Source organism: Nonomuraea maheshkhaliensis (assembly GCF_039529435.1).
Classification (GTDB): Bacteria; Actinomycetota; Actinomycetes; order Streptosporangiales; family Streptosporangiaceae; genus Nonomuraea; species Nonomuraea maheshkhaliensis.
In genome coordinates, this window is sequence record NZ_BAAAMU010000168.1 from 5,902 (window position 1) to 20,822 (window position 14,921).

Genomic DNA, 14,921 nt, shown 5'->3' on the forward strand with positions numbered 1-14,921 from the left:
GCGCCCCGGCGAGGCCTCCCCCCCCGCTCGGCCGCCCGCCTGGGCGGCGGCGGTAAGGGGTCCATCGCCCGCCTTCGGCCGCTTCCGGCCGGGCCCGTGGACCGTCTCCGTTCGCCCGGCCGTGACCCGCCGTCCACCTGGCGGGGTTACGGTTCGGCGCATGACGATGCGCAGGTTGCTCGTGAGCGTGCTGGCCGGCGTCCTCGCCGGCGGTAGTGTCGCCGTCGTGCCCGCCCAGACCCCTCCCGCCACGGCCGAGCGCCGTGGCCACGCCCCGCTCGTGATCGGCCACCGGGGCGCCAGCGCCCACCGGCCCGAGCACACGCTGCTGTCGTACGAGGCCGCCATCGCGATGGGCGCCGACTACATCGAGCCCGACCTCGTCTCCACCAAGGACCACGTGCTGGTGGCGCGGCACGAGAACGAGATCTCCGGCACGACCGACGTGGCCGCCAGGCCGGAGTTCGCCGGCCGGCGCACCACCAAGACCGTGGACGGCCGGCCGGTCACCGGCTGGTTCACCGAGGACTTCACGCTGGCCGAGCTGAAGACGCTGCGGGCCAAGGAACGCGTGCCCGACCTGCGGCCGGACAACACGGCGTTCGACGGGCTGGCGGAGATCCCGACGTTCGAGGAGGTCGTGCGGCTGGCCCTCGCGCACGGCGTCGGCGTCTACCCGGAGACCAAGCATCCCACCTACTTCGACTCCATCGGCCTGTCGCTGGAGGAGCCGCTGCTCGACGTGCTCGGCCGGCACCGGGTGCGGAAGGCGTACATCCAGTCGTTCGAGACCGCCAACCTGCGCGAGCTGAGCGGCCGGACGCGGCTGCCGCTGATCCAGCTCATCACCTCCGGCGGGGCCCCCTACGACTGGGTGGCCTCCGGCAGCACGCGGACCTACGACGACATGGTCACGCCCGAGGGGCTGCGCGAGGTGGCCCGGTACGCGGACGGGATCGGCGTGGACACGCGGCGGGTCGTCCCCGTGGACGCGGCCGGCCGGACGCTGGAGCCGACGACGCTGGTCGCGGACGCGCACCGCAGACGGCTCGACGTGCACGTCTGGACGGTGCGGAACGAGAACTCCCAGTTGCCCGCCGACTACCGGCTCGGCGACGCTGCCAGTCCGGCCTACCCGCGCGCCACCGGGAACGTGATGGGGTGGCTGTCGCGGCTGGTCGAGCTGGGCATCGACGGCGCCTTCTGCGACGACCCGGCCATGGGCCGCGCGGTGGTGGCCGAGCACTCGGCCTGAGCCGGCCCGCTCCCCTTTCGACAGCCCGACCGGGCCGCTCGGCCCGGTCGCCCGGTTCGGTCGCCCGGTTCGGTCGCCCGGCGCACGGTCAGGTGCGGCGCCAGCGGGACTCGCCGAAGCAGTAGCCGGCGAACAGCAGCAGCCCGAGCGCCACCACGACCAGCAGCCACGGCCCGACCGGCGTCTCGGCGAACTCGCGCAGCGTCGCGTCGATGCCGCCCGCCCTGTCCGCGTCGTACGTGATCGCCGCCTGGACGACCAGGACGCCGGCCAGCCCGGCGATCACGCCCCTGGCCGCGTACCCGCCGATGCCGAGCCGCTCCATGATCGTTTTAGCGCGCGGTGACATGCTCCCGAGCCGCAGCTCCTCCTTGAAGCCCTTGGTCACGCCGCGGTGGATCCAGTACACGCCCAGCGCGATCAGGCCGAGCCCGGCCACGCCCACGATGATCTGCCCGCCGGGCAGCTCCAGCAGCTTGGCCGTGATGTCCTGCGACTTCTGGTCGTCGGACTTCGCCTTGTGCGTGGTCAGCACGCTGATCAGGGTGAGCACGAGCAGCACGTACACCACGACGCGGGCGACCGCCTCGCCCTTCTCCAGCGCCTTGCCGGAGCCGAACAGCGCCTCCGACGCCTGCCAGAGCGCCAGCGCGACGAATCCGGCCGTCATGACCCACAGGATGACCGAGCCGAACGGCAGCCCGGCCAGCGTGGTGATCGCGCCCGCCTTGTCGGCCTGCTGCGAGCCGTCGCCGGTGGCGATCTGCAGGGCCACCACGCCGATCAACGCGTACAGCACACCGCGGCAGGCCAGCCCCACCCGGGTCAGCACGGCCATGGGCCGGCTGGAGGTCGCGCGCCGCGTCGCGGCCTTCGCCTCGCGGCCCGCCTGTTCCGCTGTGTTCACGATTCCTCCCACTTGGTCGATGCCGGTCCCGAGTGCCCAGGAACCGCGCATGTAGGCGTCGCGAACCCGGTGCGGCAGGTCTTCCCGCTGGTCACGGCGGTCCGGTTACAGTGGTGCGGTGAGCTGCGATCAGCACGGCCTGGCCATGTCGGGTGCGAGCGCCGCGGCGGTGCGCCACTACGACCGGGCGATCGACGAGTTGCTGCGGTTCAGGGCCGAGGTGGACGCCGAGTCGGGGGCGGCGCTGGCCGAGTCGCCCGACTTCCCCATGGGCAACGTGCTGGCGGCGTACCTGGGGCTGCTGACCACCGAGGTCGAGGACGCGCGCACGGCCCGGGTCCGTTTCGAGGCGTTCCTGCGCAGGATCGACGCGACCTCGCTGCTGCCGCGCGAGCGCGCGCACGTGGCGGCCGTGCGGGCGCTGTTCGGCGGCGACTACCTGACCTGCGGCGAGCTGCTGGCCGGCATCGCGGCCGAGCATCCGCGCGACGCGCTGGCGCTGGCCGCCGGCCACCAGATCGACTTCTTCACCGGCGACGCCCGCATGCTGCGCGACCGGATCGGCGGCGCGCTGAACGCCTGGCGGGAGGAGGACCGTCACTTCGGTCACCTGCTCGGCATGTACGCCTTCGGCCTGGAGGAGGCGGGCCACTACGACCGGTCCGAGGAGGTCGGGCTGCGGGCGGTCGAGCTCGATCCGCGCGACGTGTGGGGCATCCACGCGGTGGTGCACACGTACGAGATGCAGGGGCGTTTCGGCGAGGGCCTGCGCTACCTCGACGCCCGCATGGGCGACTGGTCCACCGGGACGTTCTTCAACGTGCACAGCTGGTGGCACTACTGCCTGTACGCGCTGGAGAGCGGCGACGAGCGGCGGGTGCTGGCGATCTACGACGCGGTGCTCGCCGACGGGCAGTCCTGCATGGAGCTGCTCGACGCCGCCGCGCTGCTGTGGCGGCTGCACCTGGAGGGCTCCGAGCAGCCCGAGCGCTGGCGGGTCCTGGCCGAGGCGTGGCCGCCGCGCATGGGTGAGCCGTTCTACGCCTTCAACGACATGCACGCGGTGATGTCGTACGTGGGGGCGGGGCGGATCGGCGAGGCCGAGCGGCTGATCGCGGGGCGGGAGGCGTACGTGGCGCGGCCGCGTCCCGGCGTCACCAACCACGGCATGACGCTCAGGGTCGGGCTGCCGGTGTGCCGGGCGATCGTGGCGTTCGGGCGGGGCGACTACGAGGCGGTGGTGGAGCTGCTCCATCCGATCAGGCACCGGGTCAACGAGTTCGGCGGCAGCCACGCGCAGCGCGACGCCGTGCAGCGCACGCTGCTGGAGGCGGCCCTGCGGGCGGGGCGGCGCGACGTGGCCAGGGTGCTGGTGAGCGAACGGATCAGCGTGCGGCCGTGCAGCCCGTACAACTGGCTCAAGCAGGCGGCGCTGGCCGACACGATCGGCGACGGCGCGGCGGCGGCCGTGGCGCGCACGCGGGCGCGGGACCTCGCGGCGGGCGGGCGCCGGATCGCCGGATCCCCCGAGTAGCGCTCACCGACCCCCTGACCAGTGCTCGCGGCGGGCGGGCGCTCGCTTGTCGGACCCGGCGAGTAGTGTTTCCGGACATGAACCGGCAACTCACCCTGATGGTCGTGCACGCCCACCCCGACGACGAATGCCTGACCACGGGCGGCATCCTGGCCCGCTACGCCGAAGAGGGCGTGCGCACCGTCCTGGTCACCTGCACCAACGGTGAGCAGGGCGACGACCAGAACGGCGTCAAGCCGGGCGAGCCCGGCCACGACGACGCGGCGGTGGCCGCGAAGCGGCTGGAGGAGCTGCGCGAGTCCGTGGGCCACCTGGCCGTCGAGCACCTGGAGCTGCTCGGCTACCGTGACTCGGGCATGGAGGGCTGGGAGGCCAACGGCCATCCCGACGCCTTCGCCAACGTCCCCGTGGAGACCGCCGCGGCCCGGCTGGCCGAGCTGATGGAGCACTACCGGCCCCAGGTCGTGGTCACCTACGACGAGACCGGCGGTGGCGGCTACGGTCACCCCGACCACGTCCAGACCCACCGCGTCACGGTCGCCGCCACCGAGCGCAGCGGCATCCCCGACAAGCTCTACTACACCGCCATCCCCAGGTCGGCGATCCTGCGCATGTTCGAGATGATGAAGGAGAGCGGCGTCGACGTCGGCGACTTCGACCCCTCCGCCGACTTCGGCACCCCCGACGAGCGCGTGACGAGCGTCGTCGACGTCACCCCCTACGTCGAGCGCAAGATCAAGGCGCTGCAGGCGCACGAGAGCCAGGGCGACAACATCTTCCTGCTGCGCATGCCCGACGAGGCGCGGATGCAGGCGTTCTCGCACGAGGCGTTCGAGCGGGTGCTGAGCAAGGTCGACGCCCCTGGCCACGAGGAAGACCTGTTCGCCGGCCTGCGCGACTCCTGACCCCACCGGCGCCGTCCCCGGCCCGGTCCGCTCCCCCGCGGCGGTGTCACTCCTGGACCGCGAATCGTCTGCCAGGACCCCTCCCTTCAGTCCGGCCGGGTCGAGGTGTGAGGGCCATGGCCAGTTCGGCGAAGGCGGTGGCCGTGGGGAGCGGGTTGGCGGGCAGGGCGAGAAGGACGGTGCGCTCAGCGGCCGGGTCCAGCGGGATCGCGTGCACACCCGGGCGATGGGCGGGCAGCGACAGTTCGGGGACGATGCTCACCCCGAGCCCCTCGGCGACCATGGCGAGAATGCTGTTGGTGTCACGCACCCGGTAGTGGCACTTCAGGCTCGCCCCCGCCGCCCGCGCGAGTGCCGTGATCAGAGGCTCACAGCCGCCCGTGGACATGATGAACGGCTGCCGGGACAGTTCGGCCACCGATACCGAGTCGCGGACGCCCAGTTCGTGACCGCTGGACAGGACGGCCAGCATGCGGTCGGTGGCGAGTGGCCGCGCCGTCGACCCCGCTGGGAGCGCGGCCGTGTCGGCCGGGGTGGTGGCCTGTGCGCCCCCCGTCCCGGCCGACACCCCGGCCGACACCCCGGCCGACACCCCGGCCGACACGGTCACGATGTCCGCCGCCCCCGTTTCGAGCCACTCCAGCACCTCGTCGTCCGCGCCTTCCATCACCGTGAGCCGCACATGCGGATGCGCGTCCTCGAACCGGCGCAGGATCGGCGGCAGCAGCCGGACGCCGGCGCTGGGGATGGCACCGACGCGCAGGCTGCCACGCTCATGCTTCCTGGCCGCGGCCACCTCCTGCTCCAGCGCCTCCACCTGGGTGAGGATGAGGGTGGCGCGGCGGCACACGGCACGCCCGGCCGCCGTCAGGCTCACCCCGTGGTTGCCCCGCACCAGCAGGGCGACCCCGAGCTCGCTCTCCAGGGCGCGCAGCGCGTGGCTGACGGCGGACTGCGTGGTGGCCAGTTCCTCGGCGGCGCGGGTCATGTTGCCGGTGCGTGCGACCGCCTGAAGGATCCTCAGCTGGGTGAAGGTCATAGCGCCGCGCGCAGCAGGCCGACGATCAGCGGGTGCGGGGCCTCGGGGCGCGAGCGGGTCTGCGGCACGAACAGGGTGGCCAGGTAGAAGGGATGCCCGGGGATCTCCAGCACCCTGGCCTCGCCGTCGCCGTCCACCCCGGTGACGGAGAAGCCGCCGTCGTGCAGGGTCTCCTGCCGGCTGGGGTCGAGACCGAAGTTGCAGTAGTAGTTCTCTTCGACGTCGGTACGTCCGTACAGTGCGGCCACCCGGGTGCCGGGAGTCAAGGTGACGGGCATGGTCTTGCCGGCCAGCGAGCAGGTCAGTTCGGACACGAAGAGGGAGGAGGCGTACGGGTCGTACTCCGCGTGCTGGGCGTCCTGGTAGCCGAGCGCGTGGCGGGCGTACTCGATGATCATGTGCTGGCAGCCGCCGCACGTCCCCAGGGTGGGCACGCCGTGCTCGCGGCCGTGCCGGAGTGCGGCGAGGGCGCCGCGCAGGCTGCGGTACGGGCTGCCGGGCGCGCACCACAACACGTCGGCGGTCTCGACCTCGGCCAGGTCGGATTCGAGCGATGCGGTGGCCACCCAGTGGACGTCCACCTCGATGCCGAGGTGCGCGGCGGTGTGCCGCAGCGCGTCGTCGGTGGCCACGTGCGTGGGGGCGGCGGGGTCGCGGTCGCCGATGACCGCGACGCGCAGAGGTCGATCCATGGCCTCAACTATGCGACGTCCCGGCCTGAGCACCAATACCGGACCACGCGTGCGCCATGAGCGATCGCTCATGTCCAGGCGGGAAGCACCCCTGACGGCCTGGGCCGTGACCTCGGCGCTCTCGGGGGTGAAAGTTTCACCGGGCCGCGGGTCACCGCCGCGGATCACCGCAGATCGCCGGAAGCCCCCGATAGCGGGCGGCCAGGCGGATTGTGATCCGGTGGCCGGTCTGCCTACGGTGCTGGCATCACGGTGTTGACACCCGCACCCGGTGGCCTGGTCAAGGAGTCCGTCATGCGCGCGAGAGTCGTTCCGGCCCTGATCCTGATGCTGCTCGCATTGGGCATCGGCGTCCCGGCCGCCCACGCCCAGGGCGGCTTCGACTTCTCCAGGGCGGAGGTGTCCGTCACCGGTCTCCAGGTGCCCTGGGCGATGGCGTTCCTGCCCGACGGCAGCGCGCTCGTCTCCGAACGGAACACCGGGCGCGTCATGCGCGTGCGTCCCGGCCAGGCGCCCGCCGCCGTCGCCACGGTCAGCGGGGTCAGCGCGTCGGGCGAGAGCGGGCTGCTCGGCCTCGCGGTCTCCCCCGCCTACGCGCAGGACGGTTGGGTGTACGCGTACTTCACCAGCACCGGCGGGGACAACCGCCTGATCAGGTTCCAGCTGAGCGCCCCGCAGACCCAGACGGTGCTCTTCTCCGGGGTGCCGAGCGCGGCGATCCACGACGGCGGCCGCATCGCGTTCGGCCCCGACGGCATGCTGTATATCGGCACCGGCGACGCCGGCAACACCGCCAACGCCCAGAACCTGAACAGCCCGGCCGGGAAGATCCTGCGCCTGACGCCCACCGGCGGCGTCCCGTCGGACAATCCGTTCCCCGGCTCCCGCGTCTGGAGCTACGGCCACCGCAACGTGCAGGGCCTGGCCTGGGACGCGCAGGGCCGGATGTACGCCACCGAGTTCGGCCAGAACACCTGGGACGAGATCAACCAGATCGTCGCGGGCGGAAACTACGGCTGGCCCACGTGCGAGGGCGACTGCGGCAACGCCTCCTTCCGCCGCCCGATCCTCACCTGGCCGACCGCGCAGGCCTCGCCCAGCGGGCTCGCGTACGCGAACGACACGCTGTTCGCGGCGGCCCTGCGCGGTCAGCGCCTGTGGACGGTGCCGCTGTCCGGCGCGGGCACGCCGGGAACGCCGCAGGCCGAGTTCACCTCCGCGTACGGCCGGCTGCGCGCGGTCGCGGCCGGGCCCGACGGCTGGCTCTGGGTGGCGACCAGCAACCGTGACGGCCGGGGCAGCCCGGTCGCCCAGGACGACCGGATCATCCGCGTCCCACCGGCCGCCGGCGGCTCCGACACCGCCGCTCCCACCGCGCCCGGCAACCTGACCGTCACCGGCACGACCGCCACCACGGCCACCCTGACCTGGGCCGCCGCCACCGACGACGTGGGCGTGACCGGCTACGACGTGCTGCGCGCGCCCGGCACGTCCGGCGGCGCCTTCACCCAGGCCGGCACCCCGGCGACCACCTCACATACGGACACGGGGCTGAGCGCGGGCACCTCTTACCGCTACCAGGTCCGGGCCCGCGACGCGGCCGGCAACGTGTCGCCGGTCTCCGCCACGGTCACGGCGACCACCACCACCGGCGGCGGCTCGGGCGGGTGCACGGCGACGGCGTCCGTCCAGTCCCAGTGGGGCACGGGCTACGTCGTGCAGCCGGTCACGGTCACCAACACGGGCACGGCTGCGACGACGGGGTGGACGGTGACGTTCACGCTGCCCGCGGGTCACACGGTCACCGGCTCGTGGAACGCCGTCCTGACCACGTCCGGCCAGAACGTCACGGCCAGGAACACCGCGCACAACGGGGCCCTCGCCCCAGGCCAGAGCACCACCTTCGGCCTCCAGGCCACCCGCCCGGCCGGCGACACCCAGCTCCCGGCCGCCTACACCTGCACCTGATCCCCCGGCCTGCGGCCCAGAAGGCGGCGGGTCGTCCCAGGCGGGTGTCACGTCGAGGCTCGCTCATCCCGATCCCGCACACACCTCTACGGCGGGCGGAGCGGGCCCGGGGGCGGTTGTTCGCCGGAGCCGCGGGCGAGCAGGCGGGTGGGGACGATCACGCGCCGGGCGCGGGAGCGGTCGCCGTCCAGCCGGGACAGCACCAGCTCCGCCGCCGCGGCCCCCACCGCCGCCGGGTCCTGGGCCACCACCGTCAGCGGCGGGTCCAGGACCTCGGCCAGCGGCAGATCGTCGAAGCCGACCAGCGCGACGTCCTTGCGCCCGGCCCTGGCCAGCGCCAGCACCGCCCCCATGGAGGCGAAGTTGTTGCCGGCGAACAACGCGGTCGGCGGGTCGGCCAGGGCCAGCAGCCGGAGGGTGGCGCGGGCCGCGGCCTCCATGTCGTGCCCGGTGTCCACGAGCGACCGGTCGAACGGCAGGCCGGCCGCCTCCAGTGCGTCGCGGTAGCCCTGGAGGCGCTCGCGGCGGGTGTAGAGGGTGGCGGGCACGTCGCCGACGAAGCCGATCCTGCGGTGGCCGTGCGCGATCAGGTGGGCGACCCCTGCCCTGGAGCCCTCCCGGTTGGCGCTGACCACGCAGTCCGCGGTCAGGCTGACGGCCGGCCGGTCGAGGAAGACGATCGGCAGCCCGGCGACCCGTTCTAAGCGCAGGTGGCGGTGGTCGCCGCCGGCGGCGGGAACGACCATGAGGGCGCTCACCCGGCGGGCCAGGAACGTGGCGATCAGCGACTGCTCCAGCCCGGCCGTCTCGTCGGAGGAGCCGACGATGAGCGTGAGCCCGCGGGCGCGTACGGCGCTCTCGACGCCGCCCGCGACCGTGCCGAAGAACGGGTTGCCCATCTCGGGGATGACCAGGCCGATCGCGGCGTCGCGCGCGCCCACCCGGGTGTTGCGGGCCATCAGGTTGGGCTGGTATCCGAGCCGCCTGACCGCCGCCAGCACGCGCTCGCGCGTCTCCACGGCGACCGGGCCCTCGTCGTTGAGCACCCGGGAGACGGTCTTGGCGGTGACTCCGACCTCGCGTGCCACGTCTGTCATCGTCGGACGCCGCATTCGGCTCATCCCAGGTCCCGTTACAGGCCGATCGCCTTCGCCGCGTCCTCGTCGGCGACCACGGACTTCCCGTCCGACAACTGCAGCGCGCCGGTCATGATGGCCACCACCTCGGCCATGCTGTGGTCGCGCGGGCTGAGCTCGGCGACCCTGCGGCCCAGCCGCTGGACGTGGACGCGGTCGGCGATCTCGAACACGTGCGGCATGTTGTGGCTGATCAGCACCACGGGGGTGCCCCGGTCGCGGACCTGCCGGATGAGGTCGAGCACCTGGCCGGACTCCTTGACGCCGAGCGCCGCCGTGGGCTCGTCCATGACGACGACGTTCGTGGCCCACGCGACCGCCCTGGCCACGGCCACGCCCTGGCGCTGCCCGCCGGACAGCGACTCGACCGGCTGGGTGAGCGAGCGCAGGCCGATCTTGAGCTCGGCCATGTGCCGGGCCGACTCCTCCCGCATGCGCTTCTTGTCGAGCATGCGGAAGACCGTGCCGAGCAGGCCGGGTTTGCGCACCTCGCGGCCCAGGAACATGTTCGTCGCGATGTCGAGCGAGGCCGCGATGGCCAGGTCCTGGTAGACGGTCTCGATGCCGTGCCGGCGCGCGTCGAGGGGGTCGCGGAAGCGCACCGGCTCGCCGTCCAGCAGGATCTCGCCGGAGGCGGGCTGCAGCGCGCCGGTCAGCGCCTTGATCAGGCTGGTCTTGCCGGCGCCGTTGTCGCCGATGACCGCCAGCACCTCGCCGGGCATGAGGTCGAAGTCCGCGCCGTCGAGGGCGGTGACGTGGCCGTAGCGCTTGACCAGGCCACGTGCCTGGAGGACCGGCGTACGGGGGCTCGTCATCGGTTCCTCCTGCGGGAGAGCTGGTCGACGGTGACGGCGAGGATCACCAGGACGCCCGTGATGAGCGTCTGATAGATCGACGGTACGCCCATGAGCTGCAACCCGTTGCGGAAGACCCCCACGATGAGCGCCCCCACGAGCGTCCCCAGGACCAGGCCCCGGCCGCCGAACAGGCTGGTGCCGCCGAGCACGACCGCGGTGATGCTGTCCAGGTTGTCGGTCTGGCCCGCCTGGGGGTCGCCGACGCCGGTGCGGCTGACCAGGAGCAGGGCGGCGATGCCGTAGACGAGGCCGGCCACCGTGTAGACGCCGACGGTCAGGCGGCCGGTCCTGATGCCGGTCAGGCGGGCCACCTCCGGGCTGTTGCCCAGCGCGTACACGTGCCGGCCCCACGCGGTGGAGCCGAGCAGGTACGCGAACAGCACGAACAGCAGGATCGTCAGCAGCGAGCCGTAGGTGACGTTCGTCTGGCCGAGCTGGAACGTCTGCCCGAGCACCGTCAGCAGCGCGGGCAGCTCGGTCACCGTCTGCTCGTTGGAGTAGATGTGCGTCAGGGCGAAGACGACGTTCAGCATGCCCAGCGTCACGATGAACGGCGGCAGCGAGATCCGCGTCACCAGCAGCCCGTTGACCAGCCCGAACCCGGCGCACACGGCGAGCCCGGCGGCCAGCGCGAGCACCGGCGGCAGGCCGGAGTCCACGGCCAGCTTGGTCATCACGATGCCGCCGAAGGCCATGATCGCGCCGCAGGCGAGGTCGATGCCCGCGGTCAGGATGATCAGGGTCTGCCCGATGGCCAGCGTGCCGACCACCATGACCTGCTGGATGATCAGCGAGAAGTTGGGCCCGGTGAAGAACTGGCCGCTGTTGACCCCGAAGAACAGACAGGCCAGCAGGAGCGCCACCAGCGGCCCGGCGACGGGGGTGGCGACCAGGCGGCGCGGCAGCGTTGCTTGCGTCACTGCCATGCTCAGCCCCAGCAGTTGGCCAGGCCGAAGGCGGTGTCCTTGGCCTCGACGCCGGAGACGGCCTTGTCGGTGATGAGCGTGACGCCGGTGTCGGTGTAGCCGCTGGCCTTCTGACCGCCCTTGGCGAACGCGGCCACGGCCTTGACGCCTTCCTCGGCCATCTTGAGCGGGTACTGCTGGCTGGTGGCGGCGATCTGGCCGGACTGCACGGCCTTGACGCCGGTGCAGCCGCCGTCCACGGAGACGACGAGCACGTCCTTGTCGCGGCCCTTGGCCTTCAGCGCGGTGTGGGCGCCGAGCGCGGCCGGCTCGTTGATGGTGTAGACGAGGTTGATGTCGGGGGCCTTCTGCAGGCAGTTCTCCATGGCGGTCTGGCCCTTGGCCTGGTCGCCGCGGGTGTCTTGAGAGCAGACGATCGACGGGTCGCCCTCCTGCACGCCGAATCCCTTGAGGAAGCCGTCGTGCCTGAGCTGGCCGACGGTGATGCCGGGGGCCAGGTCGAGGGTGGCGATCTTGGCGGGTTTGCCGGCCATGGCGGCCTTGGCGTACTGGCCGATCAGCTCGCCGGCCTTGAAGTTGTCGGTGGCGAACAGCGCGTCGGTGGCGTCCTGCGGCTCGGTGGGGGTGTCGAGGGCGATCACGAGCACGCCCGCGTCGCGCGCCTTCTTGATCGCCGGGACGATGGCCTTGGTGTCGCTCGGGGTGATGAGGATGCCCTTCACCCCGGCGGCGACCATGTTCTCGATCGCGGTGATCTGGCTGGCGTTGTCGCCGTCGAACTTGCCCGCGGCGCTCATCAGCTCCAGGCCGCCGGCCTGGGCGGCCTTCTGCGCGCCTTCCTTCATCTTGACGAAGAACGGGTTGGTCTCGGTCTTGGTGATCAGGCCGACCTTGGTGGCGGAGGCACTCTGCGTACCCCCTCCTCCGCCGCCGCCGCAGCCGGCGACGAGCAGCACGGTGACCAGAATTCCGGCAGGAAGCTTCGCGTTCATTGCGGTTCCTAACAGGGTGGATTCGATGTCATCGTTGACATATGTCATCGTTGACATCGGCTGTGCTGCGATGATGAGCTTCGATCCGGGAAACGTCAATGCCCTGGTGCCGTAACGAATCGGCAACAGGCGGCGAGAGGCAGGCCGCACCATGATCGCTGTCCTGGGCGAGTGCGTCGCCGACGCCTTCACCGACCGCCCCACCGCCCCGCCGGCGGACGGGATGGCGTTGCGGGTGCTGCCTGGGGGCGGGCCGGCGAACACGGCGGTGGCGCTGGCGCGGCTGGGCACCGCCGCCCGGTTCCTGGGCCGGATCTCTCATGACGTCTTCGGCGACCTGTTCCGGGCGCACCTGACCTCGTCCGGAGTGGACCTGTCGGCGTCCGTCGCGGCCGGGGAGCTGAGCACGCTGGCGGTCGCCGCGCTCGACGCCGAGGGCCACGCCGTCTACACCTTCTACGCCGACGGCACCGCCGACTGGGGCTGGACCCCCGGCGAGCTGGGCGATGACCGTCTCGGCCCGGCCTCCTGCCTGCACACCGGCTCGCTCGCGCTGGTCAGGCGGCCCGGCGGGGAGGCGGTGGAGGAGTTCGCCCACGGCGCGCGCGCCCGTGCCACGGTCTCGATCGACCCCAACGTCCGCCCCGGCTTCGCCACCAGGGACGACTACCGGGTGGAGCGCTGGTGCGCGTGGAGCGACATCCTCAAGCTCAGCGCCGACGACGTCGACTTCCTGCTGCCCGGCGTGCCGTACGAGCGCGCCTGCGACACCTGGCACGCCGCAGGCGCCCGCCTCGTCGTCGTCACCAAGGGCGCGGAGGGCGCCCTGGTGTCCCTGGACGGCGAGCGCGCCGAGGTGCCGGCGCCGCGGGTGCGGGTCGTGGACACGGTCGGGGCGGGTGACGCGTTCACCGCTGGGCTGCTGCACGACCTGGAGGGCAGGGGCTTACTGGGGGGCCGCCTCGACGCCCTCGACCTGGAGACCGCCGTGGCGGCGGCCACGTTCGCGGCGGAGGTGGCGGCACTGACGTGCTCGGTCCCCGGCGCCGACCCGCCCTGGCGCGACCAGCTCACCGGACGTCAGTCGCCGGGGACCGTGCGGTAGCCGTTCCAGACGAAACGGGCCGTCGTCACCGCGTCGTCGCCGTCGCCCGTGATGAGCTGGTGGATCGCGATCCCGTCCAGCTCCCGGTATTCGCACCACTCGTGGTCGGAGGTGAGCACCAGATCCAGCCCGAGGTCCACCAGCAGGTCGAACACCTGCCCCCGGTTCGTCCTGTCCACCCCGACGAACACCTCGTCCAGCAGGATGAACCGCGGGCACCCCGGATCGGTCTGATAATGCGCGGCCACGGCGGCGAACAGCGGCAGGTGCAGCGCGATCGCCTTCTCCCCGCCCGACAACGCCCCGTGCAGCTTCCTGGTCAGCTCCTGCCAGCCCTGCCCGTCCCCTCGGTCGAGCCGGACCACGAAGCGGTGCCAGGCCGTGTAGTCGAGCACCCTCATCAGCTGGTCCTCCCAGCTCGCCGAGGAGTCGTCGGCCCGCGCCTCCTCCACGCGGTCCATGAAGAAGACGTACAGAGCCTCCTTGTCGGCCTCGCTCAGCCCGGCGGGGTCGCGCAGCAGCAGGTCGCGGGCGGCACGGGTGCCGGGCGCCTGGGTGGGGTCCACCTGCCACACCAGCCGCACCGCCACCCGGGAGGCGGTGCGGACGCGTTCGAGACGCTGGTTCATGCTCTCGACCAGCGCCGTCGCCTGCCTGATCCGGTCGGCGAGGTGCCGCCGCGTGTCGCCGGCCAGCGTGCGGTCGAACAGGTCCCGCTCGGCCTCCGTGATGTCGGTGCGCCGCTCGTCGCGCTCCTCGCGCAGCGCCTGGCTGAGCGCGGCGGCGCCCGCCCGCACGCCGTTGACGGTGGCGGTGAGCACCCGCACGTCCTCGTCCGGCGCCAGCTCCAGGTCCGCGCGGCCGGCCAGGATCTCCCTGGCGTGGTGGAAGGCGTCCTGCAGCCGCGCCTCGGCCTCCCTGACCTGCTTGTGCTCGTACGGGACCGCCGCCAGCTCCCGTGCCACGGCCCTGGCCGCCTCCAGCACGGCCCGCGTCCCGGCCTCCGGCGCCAGCTCGATCGTCACTCCCGCGTCGGCCGGCAGGTGCCCGGCCGCCAGGCGGCGGAAGCGCCTGGACACCTCGTCACGCGCCCGCCTGGCCTCGGCGTGCCGCTCCTCGGCGGTGCCGAGCTCGCCCCTGAGCCGGCCGAGCTCGGCGTTCAGCTTCGCCAGGCCGTCGTTGATCGACTTGATCAGTCGGCGGCACGCCTGGTGGGCGCTTTGAGCCTCACGCAGCCGTTCCAGGACGTGGGCGTGCGCGGGCCCGTCTTCGCGATCGATGCCCGGCTTGATCGCGGACTCGACGGCGGTCAGCCGTTCGGCCAGCACCACCGCGGCGGCGGCGGCCTCCTCGGCCCGTTCGACGGCCTGGACGGCGAGGCGCTCGTACTCGCCGGCCGTCGCCTCCGCCTGCTCGGCGCGTTCCCGGTCGGCGCGGGCGTCGGCGCGGCGGTCGTGCCAGACGGTGCCGGTCGTCTCGGCGGCGCGCAGCGCCTCCTCCAGGTTGTCCAGCGCGGGCGGCGCGGCGGGCAGGGCGTGCCGGTCGGCCAGCTCGGTGAGGCGGCGCAGCGACCGGCCGACGTCCTGCTTCCGCTCACGCAGGGGC

The 14,921-nt window shown here is 72.8% G+C and carries 13 protein-coding genes; 5 read left to right on the top strand and 8 right to left on the bottom strand.

Annotated features, from left to right (window positions below; genetic code table 11):
• The first annotated feature begins 160 nt into the window (after positions 1 to 160).
• Positions 161 to 1,255 carry a glycerophosphodiester phosphodiesterase gene (locus ABFX54_RS51315; protein WP_346114523.1) on the top strand — a complete coding sequence of 365 codons (1,095 nt, stop codon included), beginning with the start codon at positions 161 to 163 and terminating at the stop codon, positions 1,253 to 1,255.
• A gap of 88 nt (positions 1,256 to 1,343) precedes the next feature.
• Here ABFX54_RS51315 and ABFX54_RS51320 read toward each other — a convergent pair whose 3' ends face one another.
• Positions 1,344 to 2,162: a DUF1206 domain-containing protein gene (locus tag ABFX54_RS51320; protein WP_346114524.1), complete on the bottom strand. Its 819-nt coding sequence runs from the start codon at positions 2,160 to 2,162 to the stop codon at positions 1,344 to 1,346.
• 118 nt (positions 2,163 to 2,280) lie between these two features.
• On the opposite strand from ABFX54_RS51320, the gene ABFX54_RS51325 reads away from it, so the two are divergent.
• Together ABFX54_RS51325 and ABFX54_RS51330 are read left to right on the top strand one after the other, a co-directional pair.
• Positions 2,281 to 3,696, top strand: a complete 1,416-nt coding sequence (locus ABFX54_RS51325; RefSeq protein ID WP_346114525.1) for a tetratricopeptide repeat protein — start codon at positions 2,281 to 2,283, stop codon at positions 3,694 to 3,696.
• 77 nt (positions 3,697 to 3,773) lie between these two features.
• Positions 3,774 to 4,601, top strand: a complete 828-nt coding sequence (locus ABFX54_RS51330) for a PIG-L family deacetylase (RefSeq protein ID WP_346114527.1) — start codon at positions 3,774 to 3,776, stop codon at positions 4,599 to 4,601.
• A 46-nt stretch (positions 4,602 to 4,647) separates the two neighbouring features.
• Here ABFX54_RS51330 and ABFX54_RS51335 read toward each other — a convergent pair whose 3' ends face one another.
• Both ABFX54_RS51335 and ABFX54_RS51340 read right to left on the bottom strand, forming a co-directional pair.
• Complete coding sequence (locus ABFX54_RS51335; RefSeq protein WP_346114528.1) at positions 4,648 to 5,640, bottom strand: LysR family transcriptional regulator; 993 nt, start codon at positions 5,638 to 5,640, stop codon at positions 4,648 to 4,650.
• Positions 5,637 to 6,332, bottom strand: coding sequence for a CTP synthase C-terminal region-related (seleno)protein (locus tag ABFX54_RS51340; protein ID WP_346114530.1), 696 nt, complete (start codon positions 6,330 to 6,332; stop codon positions 5,637 to 5,639). The genes ABFX54_RS51335 and ABFX54_RS51340 overlap by 4 nt, the downstream gene beginning before the upstream one ends.
• A 294-nt stretch (positions 6,333 to 6,626) precedes the next feature.
• Between ABFX54_RS51340 and ABFX54_RS51345 the strand changes: the two genes are divergently transcribed.
• Positions 6,627 to 8,300 carry a PQQ-dependent sugar dehydrogenase gene (locus tag ABFX54_RS51345; RefSeq protein ID WP_346114531.1) on the top strand — a complete coding sequence of 558 codons (1,674 nt, stop codon included), beginning with the start codon at positions 6,627 to 6,629 and terminating at the stop codon, positions 8,298 to 8,300.
• An 86-nt stretch (positions 8,301 to 8,386) separates the two neighbouring features.
• Here ABFX54_RS51345 and ABFX54_RS51350 read toward each other — a convergent pair whose 3' ends face one another.
• The 4 genes from ABFX54_RS51350 to ABFX54_RS51365 are packed head-to-tail and all read right to left on the bottom strand — an operon-like array spanning position 8,387 to position 12,211.
• Positions 8,387 to 9,397, bottom strand: coding sequence for a LacI family DNA-binding transcriptional regulator (locus tag ABFX54_RS51350; RefSeq protein ID WP_346114532.1), 1,011 nt, complete (start codon positions 9,395 to 9,397; stop codon positions 8,387 to 8,389).
• Positions 9,398 to 9,432: 35 nt separating this feature from the next.
• Entirely contained in the window at positions 9,433 to 10,251 is an 819-nt protein-coding gene (locus tag ABFX54_RS51355; protein ID WP_346114533.1) for an ATP-binding cassette domain-containing protein, read from the bottom strand.
• On the bottom strand, positions 10,248 to 11,213 hold the full coding sequence (locus ABFX54_RS51360; RefSeq protein WP_346114534.1) for an ABC transporter permease: 966 nt from the start codon (positions 11,211 to 11,213) through the stop codon (positions 10,248 to 10,250). Before ABFX54_RS51360 ends, ABFX54_RS51355 begins: the two co-directional genes overlap by 4 nt.
• 8 nt (positions 11,214 to 11,221) lie before the next feature.
• Entirely contained in the window at positions 11,222 to 12,211 is a 990-nt protein-coding gene (locus tag ABFX54_RS51365) for a sugar ABC transporter substrate-binding protein (protein WP_346114535.1), read from the bottom strand.
• A gap of 151 nt (positions 12,212 to 12,362) precedes the next feature.
• Between ABFX54_RS51365 and ABFX54_RS51370 the strand changes: the two genes are divergently transcribed.
• Complete coding sequence (locus tag ABFX54_RS51370; protein WP_346114536.1) at positions 12,363 to 13,316, top strand: carbohydrate kinase family protein; 954 nt, start codon at positions 12,363 to 12,365, stop codon at positions 13,314 to 13,316.
• Here the strand turns inward: ABFX54_RS51370 and ABFX54_RS51375 are convergent.
• Positions 13,292 to 14,921 (bottom strand): SbcC/MukB-like Walker B domain-containing protein (locus ABFX54_RS51375; protein WP_346114537.1); only part of this gene is annotated, 1,630 nt, incomplete at its 5' end. The genes ABFX54_RS51370 and ABFX54_RS51375 overlap by 25 nt on opposite strands.

What these genes read in the sequence shown, in the direction of transcription:
- ABFX54_RS51315 (WP_346114523.1), top strand. Translation starts at nt 161, where the DNA reads ATGACGATGCGCAGGTTGCTCGTGAGCGTGCTGGCCGGCGTCCTCGCC.
- ABFX54_RS51365 (WP_346114535.1), bottom strand. Translation starts at nt 12,211, where the DNA reads ATGAACGCGAAGCTTCCTGCCGGAATTCTGGTCACCGTGCTGCTCGTC.
- ABFX54_RS51345 (WP_346114531.1), top strand. Translation starts at nt 6,627, where the DNA reads ATGCGCGCGAGAGTCGTTCCGGCCCTGATCCTGATGCTGCTCGCATTG.
- ABFX54_RS51350 (WP_346114532.1), bottom strand. Translation starts at nt 9,397, where the DNA reads ATGACAGACGTGGCACGCGAGGTCGGAGTCACCGCCAAGACCGTCTCC.
- ABFX54_RS51330 (WP_346114527.1), top strand. Translation starts at nt 3,774, where the DNA reads ATGAACCGGCAACTCACCCTGATGGTCGTGCACGCCCACCCCGACGAC.
- ABFX54_RS51335 (WP_346114528.1), bottom strand. Translation starts at nt 5,640, where the DNA reads ATGACCTTCACCCAGCTGAGGATCCTTCAGGCGGTCGCACGCACCGGC.
- ABFX54_RS51355 (WP_346114533.1), bottom strand. Translation starts at nt 10,251, where the DNA reads ATGACGAGCCCCCGTACGCCGGTCCTCCAGGCACGTGGCCTGGTCAAG.
- ABFX54_RS51370 (WP_346114536.1), top strand. Translation starts at nt 12,363, where the DNA reads ATGATCGCTGTCCTGGGCGAGTGCGTCGCCGACGCCTTCACCGACCGC.
- ABFX54_RS51340 (WP_346114530.1), bottom strand. Translation starts at nt 6,332, where the DNA reads ATGGATCGACCTCTGCGCGTCGCGGTCATCGGCGACCGCGACCCCGCC.